The sequence below is a fragment of the Mesorhizobium sp. M0771 genome, assembly GCF_040320155.1.
In the GTDB taxonomy this organism is placed as follows: Bacteria; Pseudomonadota; Alphaproteobacteria; order Rhizobiales; family Rhizobiaceae; genus Mesorhizobium.
The window spans coordinates 62,384-85,706 of sequence record NZ_JAMYPC010000008.1; the positions used below are offsets into that span (position 1 = coordinate 62,384).

A 23,323-nucleotide genomic window follows, 5' to 3' on the forward strand; every position below is an offset into this window, starting at 1 on the left:
GGGGGCCATGGGGATACCAATGAAGAAGATCTACGAGAAGTCGACGCTGAACCGGCGTCAGCAGCTCTCGCGCGTCACCGCGCTCATAATTCCTTCGGACCACTAACCGAATATTGTCGTCGCCATTGCAAAGTCCGCTGCCGAGGCGCAGCGGTTTTTTGCTGCCGTCGGATCGTAGCGCTGCCAGAAGCAGGCGGTCAAAATTGACAGAGCGGCCGATCTCCAGCATCCTTATGCCGCCGCCATGTCTTGCGGTCTTGTGTATGAGTGAGCCATGGCCAGTTCCGTCACCAGCCAGAATTCCAAGCGCGCCGCGGTGCGCAAGGCGCTCGACCGCCACAAGGTCTACGTCACCGCGCAAAGCTTTTCCGGCGGCGTCTACTCGGCCCGCGTGCTGGTCGACGGCGAGGCCTACTGGGTCGACGAGTTCCGGCTGAGCCAGCTCCAGCAAGGGCTGTCCCCGGCCGAGCTAGACCTGACGCCCGCCTCAGACGATTGAGCGTGATCTCCACATTCTTCGCACCGCGCTGGGAAATTTGAAATGTTGGCGGGACAGCACTGTGCAGGAACGCGGCGCCGGAAAGGTTCGTCCGCCGCCGCCGCTCCCGCCTGACCCATGCCAACCCCGCCAACACTCAAGGCCTATCGCGCCAAGCGCGAATTTACGAAGACGCCGGAACCGGCGGGCGGGCTCATTTCAGGCGACGGCAACCGCTTCGTCGTCCACAAGCATCACGCCACCGCCGACCATTACGATTTGCGCCTGCAGGTCGGCGGCGTGCTGAAAAGCTGGGCGGTGCCGCGCGGGCCCTCGCTCAACCCGGCCGACAAGCGGCTCGCAGTTGAGACCGAGGACCATCCGCTCGAATATATCGACTTCGAGGGCGTCATTCCTGAAGGCGAATATGGCGGCGGGCCGATGATCGTCTGGGACACCGGCACGTGGGCGCCGATGGACGATGTCGACAAGAGCCTGCGCACCGGCGCCTTCAAGTTCCGGCTGGCCGGCGACAAGTTGAATGGCGGCTGGATGCTGACCCGTCTGAAGCCCAAGCCCGGCGAAGACAGCGAGAAGAAAAACTGGCTGCTGTTCAAGGAGCGCGATCTCGCCGCCGATACCGGCCTCGACATCCTGGAAGCGCGGCCGGAAAGCGTGAAGTCCGGCAAGCGCATCGAGGAGCTGGTGGCGCCGCCGAAAAAGCCGGCCCGCCTGCCCCCCAAACCCGGCGCGCTGAAACCCGGTGCGTTGCCCGGTGCGGTCAGGGGCGATCCGCCGTCGCGCATCGAGCCGCAGCTCGCCACGCAGGTGCCGAAGCCACCGGGTGGGCCAGTGGAAGACACAGGTGAACTCTGGTTGCACGAAATAAAATTCGACGGCTATCGTACCATGGCGCATGTCGGAGATGGCGAGGTCAGGTTGATCACCCGCGGCGGCATCGACTGTACGAAGCGTTACGGCGACCTGCCGCAAGCCTTTTCCCGGCTACCGCTCAGCCAGGCGATCATCGACGGCGAGATCATGGTGCTGGACGAGAAGGGCATCTCGCGTTTCGCGCTGCTGCAGGATGCGCTGTCGGCGGGTGCGGGCAGCAAGCTCCATTTCTATGCCTTCGACCTGCTGCATCTCGACGGCTGGGACCTCCGCAAGGCGCCGCTCGCAAACCGCAAGGCCCTGCTCGCCGAACTGCTAGCCGGGCAGGGCGCTACCTCCGCCATCCAGCTGAGCGACCATGTCGAAGGCGACGGACAGGGGCTTTACGATCAGGCCTCGATCCTTGGACTGGAAGGCGTCGTCTCCAAGCGCGCCAACGCCATCTACCAGAGCGGCCGCACGAAGAGCTGGACCAAGGTCAAAGCGCTTGAGACCGGCGATTTCATCATCGCCGGCTACACCGTTTCCGACGCGGCCGAAGGACTGGCGGCAATCGGCATGGCTGAATTCGCGGATGGTGAACTGCACTATCGCGGCAAGGTTGGCACCGGCTTCGATGCCGCGACGGCGGGCGACTTGCTGGCCCGGCTGCAGCCGCTGCGCGACGGCGCGACAGCACCCGAGGGTGTGCCGCGCGAGATCATGCGCGAGATGAAATGGGTGCGGCCGATGCTGTCGGCCCGCATCCACTACGCCAACCGCACGGCGGACAATTCGCTGCGCCACGGTGTGTTTCGGGGCTTGCGCGATGTCGGCCTGTCGACGCCGGTGTCGCCGAAGCGCAAGCGGCTGATCGCCGAAGCCGATCTCGCAACCATCTGGGTGACCAATCCGGAGCGGCGGCTGTTCGGCAAGACCGGACCGACCAAACTCGACATCGCCGTCTATTACGCGCTGGTCGGCGATTTCATGCTGCCGCACATTATGGGCCGCCCGGTGTCGCTGGTGCGCTGCCCGACGGGCCTGCCGAAGGACTGTTTCTTCCAGCGCCACGCCTTCACCGGCATGCCGCCGTCGGTGGTCACTTTTGACGCCACCAACTTCGAAGGTGAAACCAAATCCTATCTGTCGGTCGAGGGAGCAAAAGGCTATCTGGCACTCGCGCAGTTCGGCGTCGTTGAGTTCCACACCTGGGGCACGCATCGCTTGAGCCTCGACAAGCCCGACCAGATCGTTTTCGATCTCGATCCGGGTGAGGGCATCGCCTGGCGCGAGGTGGTCGAGGCCGCCGTCCACATCAAGGGCGAATTGGAGCGGTTCGGCCTGGTGCCGTTCGCCAAGACATCCGGCGGCAGCGGCATCCACATAACCGTGCCGGTGACGCAAAAGCAGAACTGGAAGAAGCTGCACCAGGCGACCAGCGCCATCTCCACGCACCTGGCGGCCACCGCGCCCGACACTTTCACCACCACAATGGGCAAGGAAAACCGCAAGCGCCGCATCTTCATCGACTATCACCGCAACGCGCGCGGCCACACCTCCGCGGCGCCTTATTCGCTGCGCGCCCGCACCAACCTGCCGGCGTCGACGCCGGTGAGTTGGGCAGACCTTGAGACGATCGATGCGCCGCAGGATCTGAACTATTCGTCCTTGCCGGGGCTGTTGGCGACGTCGGGCGATCCGTGGGCGGACATGGAGGATTTCGCAAGAGATTTGCCGTTGTTTTCGGGGAAGTAGATCGGGAGGTGTTGGCGATCCGGCACACCCCCCCTCTGTCCTGCCGGACATCTCCCCCGCAAGGGGGGAGATCGGATGTCGCCTCTGCTTTCGCCAATCGCAAACCTTGCAAGAGGAGCGATAAGGTTGAAGCTGCCAATCTCCCCACTTGCGGGGGAGATGTCCGGCAGGACAGAGGGGGGTGCTGTCCCTCCGGCATGACTTACTTCCCCAAGTCCATCGACCATGCGGACAATTTGAATTATCCTCCGTCGGTGCCCTCCAGCTCACCTGGAAGGTTTCGTCAGGAATTTGCCGGTATGTTTGGGGCCGGTGTAGGATTTGCGCAGTGCCAATCGTCCTCGGAACGAAGCGCTGCAGTAAGCATGATCCCGAAACGTGGGAACCGGTTTTCGGTTAAGATCATGCTCAGTCTGAAATGTCAGTGCATGGCCGCGTAGGAGAGTATCATGGCGCCCAGGGCAAGTTGGAAGGGTTACCTCAAGCTCAGCCTCGTCAGTTGTCCGGTCCGGCTCTATCCGGCAACGACCACCAGCGAGCGCATATCGTTCAACCAATTGCACAAGAAGACCCACAACCGCATCAACATGAAGCCGGTCGACCCTGAACTCGGCCTCGTCGAGCGCGCGGACTTGGTCAAGGGTTACGAATACGAGGACAAGCAGTACATCATCATCGATGAGGCCGACCTCGAAGCAGTGCGCATCGAATCCAATCACACGATGAACATCGAGGCCTTCGTCGACGAAGACGAGGTTGACGTCATCTATCAAGATGCGCCGTACTATATGGCGCCGGATGGCGCCATGGCGGAAGAAACCTTCGCCGTGCTGCGCGAGGCAATGCGCAAATCCGGCAAGCTGGCCATTGCCCGCCTTGTCCTGTCCAGCCGCGAGCGCGTGGTGACGATCGGCGCGCGCGAGAACGGCATGTTCGTGTGTACGTTGAGGAACCCGAACGAAGTGCGCGGCACGGCTGAATATTTCGGCAACATCCCTGCCGGCAAGCCCGATCCCGAAATGCTGCAATTGGCCGAAGCGCTGATCAAGCAGAAGGAAACCACCTTCGATCCGAAGAATTATGAGGACCGCTACGAGATCGCGCTGATGACGATGATCCGCGAGAAACTGAAGGGCCATAAGCCGATCATTGCGGCGGCGCCCGAGCGTGGCAATGTCATCAACCTCATGGACGCGTTGAAGGCGAGCCTGTCGCAATCAGCCAAGCCGCCGGCCAAGTCGAAGAGCAAGGCCGACGACGCTGAAAAACCTGCCGCCAAGGGTAAGGCGGGTGCGGCCAAGGAAAACCCGTTGAAGGCCAATCTGCTCAAGGCCGTCGGCAAGAGCAAGGGGTGACGGCGCCGACCGGTATAATCCCGGGCGCCGTCTTCGGCGCCATCGGCGCGCTGGCGGCATTTCCGCTGCGGCTCGCGGCCCGTGAGGTGGAGCGTCAGCACGGCCAGTTGCGGCGCGGCGTCACCAGGCGCACCAGCCATGTTGTGTTCGGCCGAACGCTGATCGCAAAGGCCGGCACGGCGAAGGGCGGCGATGCCGAGATCGAGCGCCGCGTTGCAGCCGAGGGCTCCGCTGGCCGAACACTCCTTAGCGAAAATGGCTTCCTGCGCCTGCTTGGTCTGATGAAGGCGCCGGAGGCGTCTTCGCTGTCCAGGCAGTCTCTCGTCGACCAGTCCAGACTGTCCGGTGCCGACCTCGACCTGCTCAGCCTGTTCGACGCCTTCGAGCACGATTGTGAACCCTACTCGTTCCGCGATCTGATCCTTGCCCGCAAATATGCCGGGCTGGTCGCCGGCGGTGCATCCTGGGGCGCGATCGCGCGCTCCGTGCATCGCTCCGGTCCGGTCGCTTCGCTCACCGCCAAATCGCTCAATGTCGGCTCGCAGCATGGCCGGCCCGATCAGATCTATCTCGAGGATGGCCAGAGCGAACTCGACGGCCAGCTGCTGTTCGATCTCGGCAGCGCAAGCGCAGCCGGCGACGACACGCTGGAAGAATTGTTCGCCGAGGCTGAAAGCGCGGAAGAGGAGGGCCGGCACGACGATGCCGCGGCGCTCTACCAACGCTGCCTCAGCATCGATCCGAGCGACGCCATCGCCGCGTTCAACCGCGCCAATTGCTTGCGTGGCGCCGGTCGCGTGGCCGACTCGGCGCATGACTATGCAAGAGCGATCAAGCTCGATCCGGCGTTCGTCGAGGCCTGGTTCAACCTCGCCGGGCTGATGAGCGACGAAGGCAAGATCGCCTCGGCGCGCCGGCATCTGGTCAAGGCCATTGCGCTCGACAAGAGCTACGCCGATCCGGTGTTCAACCTTGCCCGGCTGGAGTTCGACGCCGGCAATCTGACCGAAGCCCGCCGCCACTGGGTGCGCTATCTCGAACTCGATGCTGACAGCGAATGGGCGCGCACTGCGCAAAAGGGGATACAGTTCGTCGATCTGCAGCTGGCGCGGACGGCGGGGTGAGGCTGCCGTGGATAATCTTGTTCAGATTTCGAGTATGGGATTAACCGCGTGCTTCGTCGTTTTGGCGGTGCAGGAGGCCCACGAGCTGCTCTTCTACTGGAGCAATGGCTGGAATTTTTTCGAAGACAGCAAAATCAATTGGGGCACATATTACAACCGCAGAACTTGGCCATTTCCCCAGCGCCCCGAGGACCGTATGTCGAACAAGCAGCGCGTTTGCTTCGGCCGGCCATTCTTCATCGTGCTCGTGGGGGTTTTTGCAGCCATTTTCACCCATGTTTCCCTGCATCCGGAGCAGTGGCGTAAGGAAGTTCACGGTTCCAAAACCACCTACCACTATATCGGGGTCCAGCAGCCTGATGCCCACTAGCTTCCTCTTCGACGGCTTTGACACAGCCCCCCTCACCATCCTGCTGGCCCACGGCGCCGGCGCGTCGATGGATTCCCCCTCGATGACCGACACCGCCAAGGCGATCGCCACAGCCGGCTTCCAGGTTGCGCGCTTCGAATTCCACTATATGGCGGCGCGACGCTATGGCCAGCGCAAGCCGCCGCCGCGTGCCGAGACGGTCAACCCGGAATACATCAAGGCCATCGCCGATCTGAGGGCGAGGGGCGTCGCTGGTCCGCTCATCATCGGCGGCAAGTCGATGGGCGGGCGCGTCGCCTCGATGGTCGCCGACGAGATGTTCGCCAAGGGCGAGATTTCGGGCCTCGTCTGCCTCGGCTATCCCTTTCATCCGCCGGCCAAGCCCGAGCAACTCAGGACAAAACATCTCGCCGACCTCAAGACGCCGACGCTGATCTTCCAGGGCACCCGCGACGAGTTCGGCACGAAAGAAGAGGTCGCGACCTACGGCCTTTCCAAAGCCATCGAGGTGATCTGGCTGGAGGATGGCGACCACGACCTGAAGCCGCGCAAGAGCGTGTCGGGGTTTTCGACCGCCGATCATTTGAAGACGCTGGCCGGGACGGTGAAGGCGTGGACAGGGCGGATCGTTTCCTGATCGCCAAATGAAAATCGCCACCTTCAATATCAACAACATCAACAGCCGGCTGCAAAACCTGCTGGCGTGGCTGGCGGCAGCCAAGCCCGATGTCGTCTGCCTGCAGGAGCTGAAGGCGCGCGACCTGCAGTTTCCGCGCACGGCACTGGCCGACGCCGGCTATGGCGCGGTGTGGAAGGGCGAGCCGACCTGGAACGGCGTAGCCATACTGGCGCGAGGAGCCGAGCCGGTGCTGACCCGTGACGAACTGCCCGGCGATACCGCCGACAAGCAGAGCCGCTACATCGAGGCGGCGGTGTCGGGCGTCGTCATCGCCTGTCTCTACGCGCCCAACGGTAACCCGCAGCCGGGGCCGAAATTTCAGTACAAGCTGGCGTGGCACGCGCGGCTGGAGGCGCATGCCGCAGAACTGTTCGACACCGGCCTGCCGGTGGCGCTGGTCGGCGACTACAACATCGTGCCCGAGCCGCGCGACATCTACGCCACCCGCTCCTATGACGACAACGCGTTGGTGCAGCCGGAAAGCCGGGCGTCGTTCCAGCGTCTGCTCGAGCAGGGCTGGACCGATGCGCTGCGCAAGAAGCATCCGAAGGAAACGCTCTACACATTCTGGGACTACCGCCGCAACCGCTGGCCGCGCGATGCCGGGCTGCGGCTCGACCACATCTTGCTGTCGAAGAAACTGGCGCGCCGCCTCACCGCTGCCGGCATCGACCGCGATGTCAGAGGTGAGGACGGCGCCAGCGACCACGCGCCGGTATGGGTGGAATTGAAGTGAATTTGGCTGCGTGATCGCGCCCACTTTCGTGGGCGCAGTTTTGCGCTATTTGTTTCGCTGCGGCGGCCGCATGATGAGCAAGGTGCGGCACCGGAGGGGGAGTCCGATGGACAGGTTGGCCGAAAGGCTGTTTGCGCTTCCGCTGCTGGCGGCCGCTGTGGCTTGTCTGGTGCGGGCGTATCTCCTGCTCGGCGACAGAGATTTCAGCTGGAGCGGGATCGACCACATGCTGCACGGCCCAGCCACGCTGCAGCCCGTGGTGTTCCTGACCGTCGGCGGGCTTTGCCTGCTTGGCGCCCTGTTGTTCTGGGCTGGGCTGCTGCCGGGTCGGCGAAGCCAGCCTGCTGGAACGCCGCTTTTTGGCCGCGACGCCGGGATCGAATCTAAGGGTCGCCCGGGCTGGCGGCGCGCCTTCCTCATGTTGCCGGTGCTCGCCGTTCTGGCGCTGCTGGCCGACCACTTCCCTTGGGCGCGTGACGCCGGCCCGGGCGCTGAGGTCGTCGCCCCGAAGGAGCCCAAAGCCGAGCCGAAGGGCCAGGATATCGCCGGCGTCCCACCGGACTTGGCGACGCCGGCGGTTCCACCGAGTTCCCCGCCGCTCGCCATGCCTCCCGAGCCAACCCCGCCTGAGCAGGCTGCCAAACCGCCGGAACCGGCGCACCCTAGGCCTCCGGCTGCTCCCCCTCGGCCGCCACAAGTCGCACTCGCTCCGGCGACACCGCCACCGGAGACTGCTCCACCACCGGCTCCGGCCACGCCACCGCAAACCGTCGCGCCCTTGCCGCCGCCTCCGCCGGCGCTGCCGACCGAGCCCGACGGCCACCGCGACGCCGTCGTCTGGCTAGCCGTCTCGGCCGATGGCCGCGACATCATGAGCGCCAGCACCGACCATATGATCAAGCTCTGGGACGTCGCCGGCAAGCGGCTGATCCGCAACCTTGGTGAACACAAGGACATGGCGCGCACGGCGCTGTTCATGCCCGACGGCGCCACCGCGCTGACCGCCGGCGACGATGGCGAGATCGTGCTGCGAAAGCTTGCCGACGGCGCGGTGCTGCATGTCTTCTCGTCGGGCGCGAATGGCGGCGTGCGCAAGCTGGCGATCAGCCCGGACGGCAAGCGCGCCGTCAGTGGCCACGACACCGGCAACGTCATCGTCTGGGATCTCGTCAACAAGTCGGTGCTGCATGTGATGACCGGACATGACTGGCCGATCAGCACGGTCGCAATCTCGCCCGACGGCACGCGCGCGCTGAGCGGCTCCATCGACGGCACGCTGAAATTGTGGGACGTCGAAAGCGGCAAGCAATTGCGAAGCTGGCACGGCCACGAGCAAGGCACCTACGGCGCCGTCTTCACCGCCGACGGCCATCATGTCGTCACCGGCAGCGGCGACTACACGATCAAGCTCTGGGACCTCGACACGTTTAGGGAATTGCGCCGCTTCGAGGGCCACGAAGGCACCGTCTATACGCTGGCGCTGTCGGCCGACGGCAAGCGCCTGGCCTCCGGCTCGCTCGACGGCACGGCGCGGCTGTGGGATCTCGGCACTGGAGACCAGATCGCCATGTTCGACAGCCGCACCGGCCCGATCTACGCCGTTGCCTTCGCCACCGACGGCACACTGGTCACCGGCGGCGACGATCGCACCATCAGGGATTGGCCGGCGGCTGGCGGCGATGGCGAAATCCTGTTCGCCGGCGCACCGCAGTAGCGACATCAAATGCTTTGGATATTCCAGAACAGCCTGGCTTGCGCTATGGATTACTGGTGGCTGCAAATGGATTGGGGACGGTGAGCAACAACGACTGGGCGCCCAAAGTGGATACACCTGTCTACAGCCCGCCCAAGTCGCGTCGCCGAGGGGTCCTTACCGTCGTTCTGGTGTTGCTGGCGGCTTATGTGCTGCTCGGTCCTGGCCGAAATTATTATGTGCAGTGGTCGGCCATTAAGAAGATTCAAGCGGCTGTCCTGGCAAAGGATTATCGCGAGCAATTCCATCAGATCTCCGTGCTGGCCGACCTGGGAAATGCTGACGCACAGTACAATCTGGGATTAATGTACTGGCGTGGCCAGGGTATTGCCCAAAATGACAGGCAGGCGACCTACTGGTGGGGCAAAGCAGCCGAGCAAGGAAATGCAGATGCGGCATCCTTGCTCGCCCAGGCCTATTCCCATGGCCGAGGTGTCGAAAGAAACGACCAGCTGGCGTTAAAATTTGCCACACAGTCGGCCGACAAGGGCAACGCGAATGGTTACTATGCCATCGGCACCCTGTACGCGCAGGGCCAAGGTGTTCCGCAAAGCTATGAGCAAGCTCTCTCCTGGTGGCGCAAGGCAGCCGATGGCGGCAGTACCGAAGCTGCCTACTGCATCGGTCGATCCTATTATCTCGGTGAAGGCGTCGAGAAGGACGATCAGCTCGCCGTGACGTGGGTGCGAAAGGCGGTCGACAAGGGTGAGCCGAATGCCCAGTCTCTGTTGGGCACGCTGTATTCGCTTGGCCACGGCGTCGGTCAGGATGACCGCCTGGCCTTCGAATGGTGGATGAAGGCCGCGGTCGCCGGTGTGCCGGAAGCGCAATACTCATTAGCAAATGCGTATGAATTGGGAAAAGGCATCGGCAAGGACGACGCCCAGTCGTTCGCCTGGTTGGTCAAGGCGGCGGAACAGGACAATGTCCGGGCGCAGTCTGCGCTGGCCTATGCCTATGCTACGGGCAAGGGCACTGCCAAAAGTGATGCCGAAGCATCGTCCTGGTGGCTGAAGGCGGCGAGCCAGGGAGACGCTTATGCGCAGGCGAACCTCGGCCTTGCATATTGGACGGGCGTCGGACTGACCCAGAGCGACGCTGATGCCGTTTCGTGGTGGCTCAAGGCCGCAAAGCAGGGGGACGTTTCGTCTGAACTGTACCTGGCTGTTGCCTATGCCCGCGGCAGAGGGATAGCCAAGGATGACAAATCCGCCGAATTCTGGTTGCTGGAGGCAGCCAAGGTGGGAAATGTCGAAGCAGAACTCAACCTTGGCAAGCTTTATTACACCGGCATCGACGGCAAGCCGAACTATCCGGAAGCTGCCAAGTGGTTTTCCACATCGGCAAGCCACGGAAACGCCGAGGCCAGGATCTTCCTCGAAATGATGAAGGAAAAAGGCCGGTTCGACAGCAAGACGCTGTGAGCTGAGGTCAGGCAACTCCGCTGAAATCGCCGAGATCGTGTCATATAACGGACATGCAGCAGCGGACACCAAAACTGTCTTTCATCAGTCAATTTCGGAGGCCACTTATGCCTGCCGGCCATCTCCCCACTTGGGGGAGACCAGCAGCGTCGCCGTCACGCCTTCCGTTTGAGGCGTGACACTCGCATCGCACGATGCGAAGACTCATTTGCCGCTGCATCTCGAGAATCCCATGCCCCTCCACATCGTCGAAGCCTCGATCGCCGACCTGCGCCGGGCGCTGGAGGCCGGCACCGTCACCAGCGTCGAGCTGGTCGGTGCGTATCTCAGGCGCATCGCGCATTACGACCGCCATGGCATCGCGCTCAATGCCGTGCCGGTGCTTAACCCGGCAATGTTCGAGGAGGCGGCGGCCTCCGACCTGCGCCGCCGCAAAGGCGCTTCCCTCGGGCCGCTCGACGGCATCCCCTACACCGCCAAGGACAGCTATAAGGTCAAGGGCCTGACGGTGGCCGCCGGCTCGCCCGCCTTCGAGCATCTCGTCGCCAATGAGGACGCTTTCACCATTGCCAGGCTGAGGGCCGGTGGTGCTGTGCTGATCGGGCTGACCAACATGCCGCCAATGGCGAATGGCGGCATGCAGCGAGGCGTCCATGGCCGCGCCGAGAGCCCCTACAATGCGGACTATCTGACCGCCGCCTTCGCTTCCGGCTCGTCCAACGGTTCCGGCACCGCGACCGCTGCGAGCTTTGCCGCTTTCGGGCTGGGCGAGGAGACATGGTCTTCCGGCCGCGCGCCGGCGTCCAACAATGCACTTGTCGCCTACACGCCGTCGCGCGGCGTCATTTCGGTCAGGGGCAACTGGCCGCTGGTGCCGACCATGGATGTGGTGGTGCCGCACACGCGCGGCATTGCCGACATGCTGGAGCTGCTCGACGTGATCGTCGCCGACGATACCGAGACGCGCGGCGATTTCTGGCGCGCGCAGCCCTGGGTGTCGATCGCGAAAAGCGCTGATCTCAGGCCGCCAAGCTACACTACACTCGCCTTGGAGGGCTCGTTGAAAGGCAAACGCCTCGGCGTGCCGAAAATGTATATCGGCCGCGACGGCGGCGCGCTCAAACCCATCGAGACCCGCGCCTCGGTGCTCGACCTCTGGCGGCAGGCAGCGCGTGACTTGGAAAAGCTCGGCGCGGAGGTGGTCGAGGTCGATTTCCCCGTCGTCTCGAACTATGAGCGCGACCGTCCGGGCACAAAAACCATGGTCGAACGCGGGCTGGTGCCGGAAGCATTCGCCGAGCGCGAAATCTGGGATCTCTGCATCTGGGGCTGGGACGATTTCCTGCGCGCCAATGCCGACCCGGCCATCCCCGACCTGGCCACGGTCGACGGGCCAAAAATCTTCCCGCGGCCGCCGGGCGCGCTGCCGGACCGCTATGGCGACGACGGTTTCGATCTGGCCGACTACGTCACGAGCGCCAAGCAGGGCGTGATGCCATTGCTGGATATCCCAACGCTGGCGGAAGGTCTGAAGGGATTGGAGGCGACGCGGCGCATCGACTTCGAGGACTGGCTGGACGAGCACAGGCTCGACGCCGTCGTGCTGCCGGCGGTCGCCGATGTCGGCCCGGCCGATGCCGACGTCAACGAGACCTCTGCAGCAATCGCCTGGCGCAACGGCACCTGGGTCGCCAACGGCAATCTGGTCTGGCGTCATCTAGGCATCCCGACCGTCACCGTGCCGATGGGAACGATGGCCGATATCGGCATGCCGGTCGGGCTGACCTTTGCGGGCAAGGCCTATGATGATGCGGAGTTGCTGCGGCTCGCCGGCGATTACGAGCGCGCCACCCAACGCCGCACGGCCCCGCCGCGCACGCCGGAATTGCCGGGCGATGTGTTTGCGCAACATGGTGGATCGAAGTCCAGCGATGCGCCGCCGCCGGCACTCAGGCTTGTTGCGGAGACGATGGGGCGAGGAGACCAGGCCGAGATCGCCGTGACGGTTGAACTCGATGCGGAGACCGCTGATCTCAAGGTTCACGTCAATGGCGAAGCCGTTGTCATGGAGCGAAGCGGCACAAGCTTTCACGGTCTCATCCTGGTGCCGGCCGGCGAGCATGAAAGAATGCACAGTGTGTGGCGAGGCGCTTACGGCTCGATCGTTACGGCCGTCATGCGGCTGGAGGATGGACGCACGGCTGGTGCTTACGTGGTCGCGGGTGGAATCGGGTGAGGGTACAGGTAATCTCCCCAAGGGGGAGATCAGCAGCTTCGCCGTCTTGACCCTCCCATCGCCCGCGTTATCTTCGCGCCATGCCAAACCTCGCTCCCCTCATCGTCATCGATCTCCAGACCAACATGTTCGACGGGCGCGTCGAGCCGCCGATCCATGATGCGCCGGGTATCGCCGAGCGTACCCGCTCGCTGATCGACTGGGCGCGGCGCGAGGGGCGCCGGATAGCGTTCGTGCGGCATGATGGGCCGGCCGGCGATCCGCTGGCGCCGGGCGAGCCGGGTTGGCCGGTATGGCCGGAACTCGGCCAGGCCAAGGACGAGCCGACATTCTCCAAGACCGTCCGCAACGCCTTCTCGAATGCCGAGCTTGGCGCCTGGGTGGCCGGGCAGGGGGCCGGCGAAGTCGTGCTTGCCGGAGCGCAAACCGATTTCTGCATCGCCGGCACCGTTGAGGGCGCCCTGGCCGAAGGCCTCGGCGTCACCGTCGTTTCCGATGCGCACTCGACGCTGGACACTGAAGGCGAAACCGCGACCGAGATCATCGCCCGGTACAATGCGGACTTCACCGATGCCGGCGTCACGCTGGTCACGACGAAGGCGCTGACCGGCGACTGAAGCACCGCGCTTTGAAGAGTGGGAGACTGCCGTGCCAACCCTGACCTTGCCGGCCGAAGGCGGATGCCGCTGCGGACGCGTGCGGCTCAAGATTTCCGCAAAACCGCTTTTGACCATGGCTTGCCATTGCACCGGCTGCCAGCGCATGTCGGCCAGCGCCTATTCGCTAAGCGCCGCCATTCCCTCCGACGGCTTCGAGATCACGCTAGGCGAGCCGGTATTCGGCGGGCTGCACGGCGCCTCGAAACATTTCTTCTGCCCACATTGCATGAGCTGGATGTTCACGCGCCCCGAAGGGCTCGACTGGTTCGTCAATCTGCGTCCGACCATGCTCGACGAGCCCGGCTGGTTCACGCCGTTCATCGAGACATGGACCAGCGAGAAGCTGCCTTGGGCAACCACGCCTGCGGTGCACAGTTACGAGGCGCTGCCGGCCTTTGAGGAATATGAGGGGCTGGTGGCGGAGTTCGGTGAAACCGCGAATCTCCCCCCTTGAGGGGGAGATGGCCGGCAGGCCAGAGGGGGTCGGTGCGACTGGGCTCGACGTCCTTGCTGCAGATGGAAGGTTGGCGCTTCACGCGCGGCGACCCCCTCTGTCGCCTTCGGCGACATCTCCCCCTCGAGGGGGGAGATAAGCCCCGCTAAAAATTTCCATCGAATCGATTGCGCAAACGTTTCGATCACCCTAAGCTCCCTTGAAATCCGCCATCAGAGCGGACGGGAAACGCATAAGGGAGGAGCGCTTGCAGGCGCTGATATGTCTTGCCGACAATGGCTGAAGTGGCGCGGCGCGCCGGCGTGTCGGTGTCGACCGTCTCGCATGTCGTCAACAACACGCGCTTCGTTTCGCTGGAAAAGGCGAGGCTGATCAACGACGCCATTGCCGCCATGGGCTACCAGCCCAACGAGCTGGCGCGCTCGCTGAAGGCCTCAACCACCAACAGCGTCGGCCTGGCGATCTCGGCGATCTCCAACCCTTATTTCACCGACATCATCTGCGCGGTCGAGGCCGAATGCGCACGGCTCGGGCTGATGGTCTTCCTGTCGGATACCCAGGAGGATCCCGACCGCGAGCTGCAGGTGGTGCGCGCTTTCCATCAGCGCCGCGTCGACGGCGTCATCCTGGCCCCGTCGGGCTCGCCGCAGCGCGCCATCGATTACCTCGCCGACAAGAAGATGCCATGCGTTCTGATCGACCGTTTCGCCGACCAGCGCTTCGACCAGATCGGCGTCGAGAACGAAACGTCGATGCGCGCGCTGATCGACCATGTCGCCTCCTTCGGCCACAAGCGCATCGGCTATATCGCCGGACAGCCCGGCCTGACGACGACGCGCGAGCGCATCGAGGCGTTCCAGGCTTCGCTCGCCGCCAATGGACTTGAGTGCGTGCCGCGCTATCTCTCGGCCGAGAATGTCGACACGGCGGCGGCGACCGCATCCACCCACGCCATCCTGTCGCTGCCGTCGCCACCAACCGCATTGGTCACCGGCAACAACATGACGACGATCGGAGCCGTCCGCGCCATCCGCGAAAAGGGCCTCACCATTCCGGGCGATCTGTCGCTGGCCGGCTTCGACGATTTCGAATGGGCCGATTGTTTCGAACCGCGCCTGACGCTGGTTGCCCAGCCCTGCACCGAGATAGGCAGGCAGGCCGCGGCCCTGCTCAGCGCCCGCATCGCGGCGACCGGTTCAGAGCCACGTTCGGTGCGGCTGCAGGCGACGCTGCGGGCGCGCGCCTCCTGCGGGAGGCCGACCCACACGAGGCTAACATGACCGCGCCGCTGCTGGTGATGACCGGCGCCGTCAAACGCTTCGGCGGCGTGCAGGCGCTGCGCGGTGTCGACTTCGACCTCAAGGCGGGCGAGATCCACGCGCTGCTCGGCGAGAACGGCGCCGGCAAGTCGACGCTGATGAACCTGTTGTCGGGCGTCTACACGCCGGACGAAGGCACGATCGAGATCGACGGCAAACCCGTGCGTTTCAACAACCCGCGTGAGGCGCAAGCGGCCGGCATCGCCACCATCTTCCAGGAGCTCGACCTGGTGCCGTCGCTGGATGTCGCCGCCAATCTGTTCCTCGGCCGCGAACTGATGCGTCCGGGCGGCTTCCTCGACGTGCCGGCAATGCGCCGCGAGGCCAAGAAGCGGCTGGAAGCCATCGAGATCGCCATCGATCCGGCTGCCATGGTCGCCGACCTGTCGATCGGCCAGCGCCAGGTGGTGGCGATCGTCAAGGCGCTGTCTTACGCCTCGCGCGTGCTGATCATGGACGAGCCGACGGCGGCGCTTACCGTCGGCGAAGTCGAGCGGCTGTTCGACATCATGCGCAAGCTTGCCGCCACCGGCGTCGGCATCGTCTACATCTCGCACCGGCTGGAGGAAGTGCCCGGCATTGCCGACCGGGTGACGGTAATGCGCGACGGCCGTGTCGCCGGCATCACCGAGCCGCACGCGCCGCAGGCCGAGCTGGTCAGGCTGCTGGTCGGACGTCCGCTCGACGAACTCTATCCGCAACGCGCCAAGGCCGCGGGCAAGCCGCTGCTCAGCCTGAGGAACGCCAGCTTCAAACTCGCCCGCGACAGCGCCGGCTGGCAGGCGCCGCAAGGCGTTTCGCTCGATGTCCATGAAGGCGAGATCGTCGGTCTTGCCGGCATCATGGGGGCAGGGCGCACCGAGCTGCTGTCCGCCCTCTACGGCACCGGCCTGTCGGGCCGCTGGGAGGGCGAGGTCGCCATATCGGGCAAGCCGGTAAAACTGGATTCGATCAGCGCTGCCCGCCACGCCGGCATCGCCTTCGTCACCGACGACCGCAGGGGCTCGGGCCTGATGCTGCGCATGGCCGTCGGCCTCAATCTGGTGATGTCGGTCATCTCAAGGATATCGCCGAACTGGCTGGTCTCGCCGCGCCGCCAGGCCGAGGCGGTGAAGGAATCCTTCGGTCAGTTCGACATCCGGCCGAAGAACCCTGATATCGCCGTCGGCGCACTGTCCGGCGGCAACCAGCAGAAGGTGGTGCTGGCAAAAGAAATCCTCGGCAACCCCAGGCTGCTTCTGCTCGACGAGCCGACGCGCGGCGTCGATGTCGGCGCCAAGGGCGAGATCTACCAGCGGCTCAGGGCACTCGCGGCGCAAGGGCTGGGCATTCTGGTGGCGTCCAGCGAGATGCCGGAGCTGATCGGTCTGTGCGACCGCATCGTGGTGCTGCGCCAGGGGCGCAATGTGGCGGAATTCTTGGGCGGCGTCGACGAGCACACGGTGCTGGCCGCGGCTAACGGCAGGGAGGCCTGATGTCTCAGGACAACAATCCAGCGGCAGCGAGCCCGGTGATGGCGGCGCCTCAAAAACATCGCGACCCGCTGGCGCTCATCGTGCGCTTCCAGAGCCTGATCGGCCTGGTGCTGGTGGCGATCGGCGGCATCATCTTCTCGCCGCGCCGCCATGGCGAGATCCTGTTCCTCAACCCCGACAACATCGCCAACATCGTGCGCGCCGTGTCGGAGACCGGCATCATCGCCATCGGCATGACCTTCGTCATCATCACCGCCGGCATCGACCTGTCGGTCGGCGCGGTGCTTGGCCTGTCCAGCGTCGTCACGGCCTCTATGATGATCTCCGGCGGCTTCGGCCTGATCCCCACCATCCTCGCCGTGCTCGCTTTGGGCATCGTTTTCGGCGCCATACAGGGCACCATCTCGACGCGTTTCAGGCTGGAACCGTTCATCGTCACGCTGGCTGGCCTGCAGGCCGCGCGCGGCTTGGCGCTGGTCGTCTCCGGCAACCAGTACATCAACATTTCCTATGGCGAAGGGCCGGGCCTGGCGCCGCCGGTGTTCGCCGTGCTGGGCGAGCGGCTGTTCAACAACACCGTGCCGGTGGCAACGCTCGTGTTCGTCGTCTTTGCCGCGATCGCCACCATCGTGCTCAACACCACGCGCTTCGGCCGCTATGTCTTTGCCGTCGGCGGCAATGAGCGCGCCGCGCGCATATCCGGCGTGCCGGTGTCGATGGTGAAGATCTCGGTCTACGCCATCACCGGCTTTGCCGCCGCCCTTGCCGGCATCGTCCATGCCGGCCAGTTCAATTTCGGCAGCGCCAATGACGGCATGGGCTATGAGCTGACGGCCATCGCCGCCGTGGTCATCGGCGGCACCAGCCTGTTCGGCGGCGCCGGCTCCATGGTCGGCACCGTTGCCGGCACCATCATGCTGGGCGCGCTCGCCAACATCCTGCAGCTCAACAACATCACGCCCGCCATGCAGCTGCTCGCGACCGCCGCGATCATCGTCCTGGCGGCAGTGCTTCAATCCCTCGTTCGCCGCCGCGAGGGGTTGGGTCGTTAGTGCATGTCGCGCAAAAGGTTTTGCGATGACGACATGCACAAACAAACAAGGAGGAGACGGCAACACGTGAACGTCAAACCAAGGTCTGGCCCCCCGGCCGGACGAGGAGGAGAGTGAGTTATGAAAACGACACTAAGAGGATCGACCCTCAAGGCCGTGCTGCTGGCAGGCGCCGGCCTGTGCATTGCAGGCTCCGCTTACGCCGCCGAGCCGCTGGTGAAAGCCTGCGCCAAGGACGGCCAGTTCGTCATCGGTTTTTCGCAGGCCAACAATGCCGAGCCCTACCGCCAGCACGTCAATGACGAGCTGGAGGCGGCGGCCAAGGAAGTGCCTGGCTTCACGCTGCAGATCGCCGACGGCGCCGGCAACGTCAACACGCAGACCTCGCAGGTCGACAATTTCATCACCCAGAAGGTCGATATCCTTTTGATCTCGCCCTTCGAGGCCGCACCGCTGACGCCGGCGGTGAAGCGCGCCATGGATGCCGGCATCCCGGTCATCGAGCTTGACCGCAAGACGGTCGGCGACCCGGGCAAGGACTACACCGCCTTCATCGGCGGCGACAATTTCAAGATCGCCGAGGAAGCCGGAAAGTACACCGCCAAGACCCTGCTGCCCGATGGCGGCGAGGCGGCCGTGCTGCAAGGCCTGCCGAGCTCGACGCCGGCGGTGGAGCGCCTCAACGGCTTCAAGGAAGGCGTGAAAGGCAACCCGAAGGTCCAGATCGTCGCCGAGCAGGCCGCCGACTGGGTGCCGGACAAGGCGCAGGTCGCCTTCGCCGCCATGCTGCAGGCGCACCCCGACATCAAGGTGCTCTACGCCTCCAACGACATGATGGCCGCCGGCGCGCTGCTCGCCGCCAAGGGCGCGGGCAAGGACGTCAAGATCATCGGCACCGACGGCCTGCCGGGCCCGGCCGGCGGCATCGAAGCCGTGGCCAAGGGCGACTGGGTCGCAACCTTCACCTACCCGACGGGCGCCAAGGAAGCGATCGAGATGTCGAAAAAGATCCTGCTCGATTGCGCCACCGAGGTGGACAAGACGGTGACGGTGGAAACCACCGCGATCACGGCCGAGAATGCCAAGCAACTGATGGGGAAGTGAGGGGGCGGTTAGCCCGGCACTGAGGTTGATGCGCAAGGCCCCGGAAGGGGCCTTGTTTGTTTTGGGGATGGAAATACCACTACTAGGCCTATGTCAGCTGTTGCGTCATAGTGTTCCTCATGAATTATGTCGTTTCGTCACTGATCGATATTAATCTGGATTCAAATTCAGAAGGGAGTTGCGATTGTGGCGAATAGCGAACAAGTTAACGCCATTGTTCATTCAACGTCGCAAGGAATAAATGTCGGCAATTTTTGTACATCTCTCAGACATTCACTTTGGCCAAGAGCGAGATGAGCGCGTTCATATCCATGGCGACGTCAAGAAGGAGTTGATCCTCGATGCCGCAGAAGTGATCCGCGCACTGCCCGGTGGAACCGCCCACGGCATCCTCGTGTCTGGTGATATCGCCTTTAGCGGTTCGCAAACGCAATACACCGACGCCGGCGTGTGGCTTGACAACCTGGCGCATGCCGTCGGCTGCGAAATCCATCGAATTCAGATGGTGCCTGGGAATCATGATGTCGATCGCGAAAAGATGTCTATTGGCGCGGGGCACCTCCTCGACGTGATACGACAAGGGGGCGCTACCGAATATGAGAAGATCCTTGTTAACGACATGGATCGTGCTGCGCTATTCGCTAGATTTGAGGAATTCGCCCGATTCTGTGAAGGCTATGACTGTCCGCTCGATGCGGAAGGCCGTTATTCGACTAACCTTCTTGTCGAACTTGTACCCGGCAGAACAATACGTTTCATTCGCATGAACTCCTCGTTGCTGTGTACCGGCAATGAGAATGACGAGGAGCCCGAACTCATGGTCGGCGCTCGCCAGTTCACCGTGGAGCGAAACCCCGGAGAGGAGACGGTCGTCCTCATTCACCACCCGCTCAACTGGTTCAAGGACAATGAGGATGCTGCGCGCTACCTACAGAGTCGTGTGCGTGTTATGATTTCCGGCCACGAGCATGACCCGAAAGTGCATATCGAACCCGTCGGGGACGACACCGATTTCATGATGCTTGCTGCCGGCGCGACCGTTCCATTCAAGTCCGACGACAAGTACACTTTCACCTACAACATCATCGAATTCGACTGGGATTCCGAGCGGGACGCGTTGGCGGTAACGGTCCACCCGCGTGCTTGGAATCCGCTACGGACCTGCTTTGAACCCGATGACAAGCGTTTAGGTGGTAAAGACCCGAAGTTCGTGCTCGGTTCGCCCAATTTCCGTAAGGCTCCTCGGCCGCACGAACGGACTACGCCAGCCTTAGCGGGAACTAACGAATCCGAACCAATTGTCGAAGTTGTGGCCGCTCTCGATACCAAAGGAGATCCTGCTGTGCCACCCGAAGATACCGGCTATCGGCTCGTGCTGCTCCGCTTCTTTCGAGATCTCTCCGAAGGCGAGCGCCTTACCATTCTCGTTGAGCTTGGAGCTATTGAAACCAATTCGGATGAACGAATCACCCAAGCCGTGGAACGCCAACTGCTCGACTGGCTAGTACGTGAAGGTCGCATAGGCGAGGTCGAAACGATGATCGAAACACTTATACAAAAAAGAAGTGAGGGGACGGATTGATGAGTGCGCTCGCAAACCACATGCGGATTTCGGGGCTACAGATCACTAACGAAGACGTCGACTCGCGCAAAGCCGCAATCACGTCCATCAAAACCGTGTGGAACAAGATCACTACGCTCGACAGCATCTTTGTGAAAGCAGCAGACGTAGCTGCCGCGCTCGGCGGCGACGGTACGCCTTCCGAAGCACTTGGCAAGGAAGTTGAGGCGGCAGTTCAGAAAAAGGCCTCTGCCTTTCTTCATAAAGAACGGCCGCTCGAGGTAGGGATCGTCGCCGGGTTGGTCGCTACCGAAATCATGGGGACGATCCCCAACACTTCGGGCTGGCTGATTGCAGATATCTGGGCCGCAGCGCTTTGGTCAGCGCTAGGCTTTCAGCCACCGCTTCCCGATGAGAAGCGCGAAGCGCTGCGGATGTCTGTGTTGCAAGTGGCGCGCGATCGCTGCATCGCCGGAGCCGAAAAGGCTCGCGAGCGAGTCATGGTCCCAAATTTAGGCGCGGTTTCGCTCTCTGCCGGTGAAGAGGGGAAACTTGGCAATGCATTGAAGGAGGCGGCAGCGCCGACAATCGACGCCTTGCGCCGCAATAGCGCCTTGGATCGCGAGGAACTCGACTTCCTCTGGTGGGCGCAGTTGCGGCGCAGCCGCTTGCTTAGACAACCGCTCGACAGCATCGACGAAGTAGCGCGCGTCGTCGCCTGCGGCGTTGAAGGAGCAGCGTATTTGCGTCGCATGCCATGTGATGTGCATCGTGAGATTGTACTGCGGACTCTCGACGCCAATCCGTCCGTCGCGCTAGTCGGAGTGCTGACTGCCCTCGGTCCGGATCGCGAGACGCTTGCGGCGCTTTATCCGAATGGACTTCCGGCAGGTGGAGCAATCTTATTTCCACTTCTCGCGGCTATCATCACAGGGGAATCAGACGGCTTGCCTGCAGCCACGATCGAACGCACAGCGGAGGAATGGGGCTCGCGCGCGCTCCTCGAGGCGGCGCTTCTCAAGATGCGGGCGTCAGGACCTAGCACACTATGAGCGCAGGCTGCACATATGAGGGATGTACGGTCGCCGAAACTGGGCGCTGCGCCCTTGAGCGCGACCCGGCAACCTGCGCCAACCGCATCGGCAGCCAGTCTGACGCTGGATCCAACACGGCTTACGACGTCTTGGCGCCAAGCGAAGATTCCAGTGCCCCCGTTTTGCGTTCGCCGGACGAAAATCCGAGTTTCCCGCCCAGCATCACTCTCGATCCCCAGGCGATCGAGACGATGATGCGCAGTCGCTATATTACGGTTGTCGGCATTTTAGGTGATCCTGAATCCGGAAAAACAGCGTGTCTGGCCAGCCTTTACCTGCTCGTCTCCAACGCGATGCTCGAAGGCTGGTCGTTCGCTGACAGTCACAGCCTAATGGCCTTTGAAGAGATTGCTCGCGGGGCCCGTCGGTGGAACGAGGGTCACCCGCCAGAGCAAATGACGGTACACACCGAAATGGCGGACGAGCGTCAGCCCGGCTTTCTTCATCTGCGACTCCGGCAGACAGCAGATGGGCGGACCGTCGATCTCGCATTGCCCGACCTTCCTGGCGAATGGACTAAAACCCTGATCCGCTCAGCGCAGTCCGAGCGCTTCGAGTTTTTGAAATCCGCTGATGTCGTTTGGCTCGTCGTCGATGGTCGGATACTTGCCGACCGCGAACGCCGCCAAGGCGCGATCACGCGGCTCGGTCAGCTTGCCGGGAGGCTACGCGGGGTGATCGAAGGCTTAATGCCACGCCTGCTGGTGGTCATCACCCATCGAGACCAGCATCCGCCGGACCATGCCACCATCGCAAGGATGACGTCCGAGTTATCCAAGCATAACGTTTTCTTCGAGCTGATGCCTGTAGCGCCCTTCTCAGACAATGAGGAGTTCAAGGCCGGGTTCGGGCTCGCTGCGCTTGTTACCGCGAGCGTCGGACGGCCGACCGCTGCGCCAACCTTTTGGCCAGCAACCCCGCCTGCGCCCGGCACGTCTTCCTTCCTATCCTATCGGCGAGACCAATGAGCGCGCGATCAATAATCCTCATCGGCGGACCAGACTCGGGTAAGACCAATTATGTTGGTCGCCTCTGGCCCGCACTAGACGCCAAGACAGGAAGTTTGGTCGCGGCAGAACAACCCCAGGAAATTGGCTTTGTTCTGGATACGGCAGAGCATTTGTTTCAGGGGCATTTCGCCCCCCGCTCGGAGCATGCAGAGGAACGCCGTGATTTCAAGGTTGTCGTGCGACCTGCGACTGGCGGCGACGAAACCTCGATCATAGTTCCTGACATTTCTGGTGAACTCTGGCGCAATGCCGTACTCGACTCAGAAATTTCCGCGGATTGGATGGAGGAACTGCGGCGTGCGGATGGAGCGCTTCTGTTCGTCCGAATTGGCTCTGATCAGGATGTTCGTCCGCTGGATTGGGTAACTTCGCGCAGGCTTTTGGCTAAACTCGGCCAAGACGAGGATCGAGCCAAGCTCCCCACGCAAGTTATGCTATGCGAGCTAATCCGCTATCTGGAAATGACAATGGCCGCTCGCCCCAACGGAACGAAACCCCGACTCTCAGTGGTCGTTTCCGCTTGGGACCGTGTAGATGAGATGACCTTCGACCTCGGGCCTCCCGCATATCTTGCCAAGGAGTATCCGTTGTTCGCCGGGCGGCTGGAGGATTGCACTGATCTGGACATACAGGTTTTCGGTTTAAGCGTCGTTGGTGGCGACCTCAAAGATGATGCTGCGTTTAGGGACCAGTTCCTCGAGTCATCTCTCGATCAACATGGCTGGGTTGCAATTCAAGATAACAAAACCGGGGTGTGGAGAAAACAAGCTGACATTACCTTGCCTGTGTGGTGGTTGGTCGGTACCTAA

General features: G+C 63.0%; 20 protein-coding genes. All 20 read left to right on the forward strand.

What is annotated here, in order from left to right; genetic code table 11:
* Positions 1 to 274 precede the first annotated feature (274 nt).
* On the forward strand, positions 275 to 499 hold the full coding sequence (locus tag NKI05_RS14450; protein WP_023673483.1) for a hypothetical protein: 225 nt from the start codon (positions 275 to 277) through the stop codon (positions 497 to 499).
* Positions 500 to 616: 117 nt separating this feature from the next.
* Entirely contained in the window at positions 617 to 3,109 is a 2,493-nt protein-coding gene (gene ligD, locus NKI05_RS14455) for a DNA ligase D (RefSeq protein WP_023814840.1), read from the forward strand.
* Between the two features lie 449 nt (positions 3,110 to 3,558).
* Entirely contained in the window at positions 3,559 to 4,464 is a 906-nt protein-coding gene (gene ku / locus NKI05_RS14460) for a non-homologous end joining protein Ku (protein ID WP_023685883.1), read from the forward strand.
* Entirely contained in the window at positions 4,461 to 5,588 is a 1,128-nt protein-coding gene (locus NKI05_RS14465; RefSeq protein WP_352792521.1) for a tetratricopeptide repeat protein, read from the forward strand. Before ku ends, NKI05_RS14465 begins: the two co-directional genes overlap by 4 nt.
* Before the next feature lie 7 nt (positions 5,589 to 5,595).
* Positions 5,596 to 5,958, forward strand: a complete 363-nt coding sequence (locus NKI05_RS14470; protein WP_155929543.1) for a hypothetical protein — start codon at positions 5,596 to 5,598, stop codon at positions 5,956 to 5,958.
* Positions 5,948 to 6,595 (forward strand): alpha/beta hydrolase family protein, encoded by a 648-nt coding sequence (locus NKI05_RS14475; RefSeq protein WP_023814837.1) that lies wholly within the window; start codon positions 5,948 to 5,950, stop codon positions 6,593 to 6,595. Before NKI05_RS14470 ends, NKI05_RS14475 begins: the two co-directional genes overlap by 11 nt.
* Positions 6,596 to 6,602: 7 nt before the next feature.
* Positions 6,603 to 7,373, forward strand: coding sequence for an exodeoxyribonuclease III (locus NKI05_RS14480; protein WP_023685879.1), 771 nt, complete (start codon positions 6,603 to 6,605; stop codon positions 7,371 to 7,373).
* Positions 7,374 to 7,479: 106 nt separating this feature from the next.
* Entirely contained in the window at positions 7,480 to 9,087 is a 1,608-nt protein-coding gene (locus tag NKI05_RS14485; protein WP_023814836.1) for a WD40 repeat domain-containing protein, read from the forward strand.
* Positions 9,088 to 9,167: 80 nt separating this feature from the next.
* Complete coding sequence (locus NKI05_RS14490) at positions 9,168 to 10,550, forward strand: SEL1-like repeat protein (RefSeq protein WP_155929541.1); 1,383 nt, start codon at positions 9,168 to 9,170, stop codon at positions 10,548 to 10,550.
* A 232-nt stretch (positions 10,551 to 10,782) separates the two neighbouring features.
* Positions 10,783 to 12,786 carry an amidase gene (locus NKI05_RS14495; RefSeq protein ID WP_031205192.1) on the forward strand — a complete coding sequence of 668 codons (2,004 nt, stop codon included), beginning with the start codon at positions 10,783 to 10,785 and terminating at the stop codon, positions 12,784 to 12,786.
* Between the two features lie 80 nt (positions 12,787 to 12,866).
* A complete protein-coding gene (locus NKI05_RS14500; RefSeq protein WP_023814833.1) occupies positions 12,867 to 13,403 on the forward strand; it encodes an isochorismatase family protein in 537 nt (178 codons plus the stop codon).
* A gap of 31 nt (positions 13,404 to 13,434) precedes the next feature.
* Positions 13,435 to 13,899 carry a GFA family protein gene (locus NKI05_RS14505; RefSeq protein WP_023814832.1) on the forward strand — a complete coding sequence of 155 codons (465 nt, stop codon included), beginning with the start codon at positions 13,435 to 13,437 and terminating at the stop codon, positions 13,897 to 13,899.
* Positions 13,900 to 14,165: 266 nt separating this feature from the next.
* The gene (locus NKI05_RS14510; RefSeq protein WP_023814831.1) at positions 14,166 to 15,179 is read left to right on the forward strand and encodes a LacI family DNA-binding transcriptional regulator; all 1,014 of its coding nucleotides are present in this window, start codon (positions 14,166 to 14,168) and stop codon (positions 15,177 to 15,179) included.
* The gene (locus NKI05_RS14515; RefSeq protein WP_023671399.1) at positions 15,176 to 16,693 is read left to right on the forward strand and encodes a sugar ABC transporter ATP-binding protein; all 1,518 of its coding nucleotides are present in this window, start codon (positions 15,176 to 15,178) and stop codon (positions 16,691 to 16,693) included. The genes NKI05_RS14510 and NKI05_RS14515 overlap by 4 nt, the downstream gene beginning before the upstream one ends.
* On the forward strand, positions 16,693 to 17,745 hold the full coding sequence (locus tag NKI05_RS14520) for an ABC transporter permease (protein WP_023727074.1): 1,053 nt from the start codon (positions 16,693 to 16,695) through the stop codon (positions 17,743 to 17,745). The genes NKI05_RS14515 and NKI05_RS14520 overlap by 1 nt, the downstream gene beginning before the upstream one ends.
* Before the next feature lie 120 nt (positions 17,746 to 17,865).
* Entirely contained in the window at positions 17,866 to 18,849 is a 984-nt protein-coding gene (locus tag NKI05_RS14525) for a substrate-binding domain-containing protein (RefSeq protein ID WP_023689831.1), read from the forward strand.
* A gap of 241 nt (positions 18,850 to 19,090) precedes the next feature.
* Positions 19,091 to 20,431 carry a metallophosphoesterase gene (locus tag NKI05_RS14530; RefSeq protein ID WP_023814830.1) on the forward strand — a complete coding sequence of 447 codons (1,341 nt, stop codon included), beginning with the start codon at positions 19,091 to 19,093 and terminating at the stop codon, positions 20,429 to 20,431.
* Positions 20,431 to 21,462, forward strand: a complete 1,032-nt coding sequence (locus tag NKI05_RS14535; protein WP_023814829.1) for a GTPase-associated system all-helical protein GASH — start codon at positions 20,431 to 20,433, stop codon at positions 21,460 to 21,462. The genes NKI05_RS14530 and NKI05_RS14535 overlap by 1 nt, the downstream gene beginning before the upstream one ends.
* A complete protein-coding gene (locus tag NKI05_RS14540; RefSeq protein ID WP_023814828.1) occupies positions 21,459 to 22,472 on the forward strand; it encodes a TRAFAC clade GTPase domain-containing protein in 1,014 nt (337 codons plus the stop codon). The genes NKI05_RS14535 and NKI05_RS14540 overlap by 4 nt, the downstream gene beginning before the upstream one ends.
* Entirely contained in the window at positions 22,469 to 23,323 is an 855-nt protein-coding gene (locus NKI05_RS14545; protein WP_023814827.1) for a TRAFAC clade GTPase domain-containing protein, read from the forward strand. The genes NKI05_RS14540 and NKI05_RS14545 overlap by 4 nt, the downstream gene beginning before the upstream one ends.

What these genes read in the sequence shown, in the direction of transcription:
- NKI05_RS14535 (WP_023814829.1), top strand. Translation starts at nt 20,431, where the DNA reads ATGAGTGCGCTCGCAAACCACATGCGGATTTCGGGGCTACAGATCACT.
- NKI05_RS14485 (WP_023814836.1), top strand. Translation starts at nt 7,480, where the DNA reads ATGGACAGGTTGGCCGAAAGGCTGTTTGCGCTTCCGCTGCTGGCGGCC.
- NKI05_RS14515 (WP_023671399.1), top strand. Translation starts at nt 15,176, where the DNA reads ATGACCGCGCCGCTGCTGGTGATGACCGGCGCCGTCAAACGCTTCGGC.
- NKI05_RS14520 (WP_023727074.1), top strand. Translation starts at nt 16,693, where the DNA reads ATGTCTCAGGACAACAATCCAGCGGCAGCGAGCCCGGTGATGGCGGCG.
- NKI05_RS14480 (WP_023685879.1), top strand. Translation starts at nt 6,603, where the DNA reads ATGAAAATCGCCACCTTCAATATCAACAACATCAACAGCCGGCTGCAA.
- NKI05_RS14525 (WP_023689831.1), top strand. Translation starts at nt 17,866, where the DNA reads ATGAAAACGACACTAAGAGGATCGACCCTCAAGGCCGTGCTGCTGGCA.
- ligD (WP_023814840.1), top strand. Translation starts at nt 617, where the DNA reads ATGCCAACCCCGCCAACACTCAAGGCCTATCGCGCCAAGCGCGAATTT.
- NKI05_RS14450 (WP_023673483.1), top strand. Translation starts at nt 275, where the DNA reads ATGGCCAGTTCCGTCACCAGCCAGAATTCCAAGCGCGCCGCGGTGCGC.
- NKI05_RS14495 (WP_031205192.1), top strand. Translation starts at nt 10,783, where the DNA reads ATGCCCCTCCACATCGTCGAAGCCTCGATCGCCGACCTGCGCCGGGCG.
- NKI05_RS14500 (WP_023814833.1), top strand. Translation starts at nt 12,867, where the DNA reads ATGCCAAACCTCGCTCCCCTCATCGTCATCGATCTCCAGACCAACATG.
- NKI05_RS14475 (WP_023814837.1), top strand. Translation starts at nt 5,948, where the DNA reads ATGCCCACTAGCTTCCTCTTCGACGGCTTTGACACAGCCCCCCTCACC.
- ku (WP_023685883.1), top strand. Translation starts at nt 3,559, where the DNA reads ATGGCGCCCAGGGCAAGTTGGAAGGGTTACCTCAAGCTCAGCCTCGTC.
- NKI05_RS14540 (WP_023814828.1), top strand. Translation starts at nt 21,459, where the DNA reads ATGAGCGCAGGCTGCACATATGAGGGATGTACGGTCGCCGAAACTGGG.
- NKI05_RS14530 (WP_023814830.1), top strand. Translation starts at nt 19,091, where the DNA reads ATGTCGGCAATTTTTGTACATCTCTCAGACATTCACTTTGGCCAAGAG.
- NKI05_RS14545 (WP_023814827.1), top strand. Translation starts at nt 22,469, where the DNA reads ATGAGCGCGCGATCAATAATCCTCATCGGCGGACCAGACTCGGGTAAG.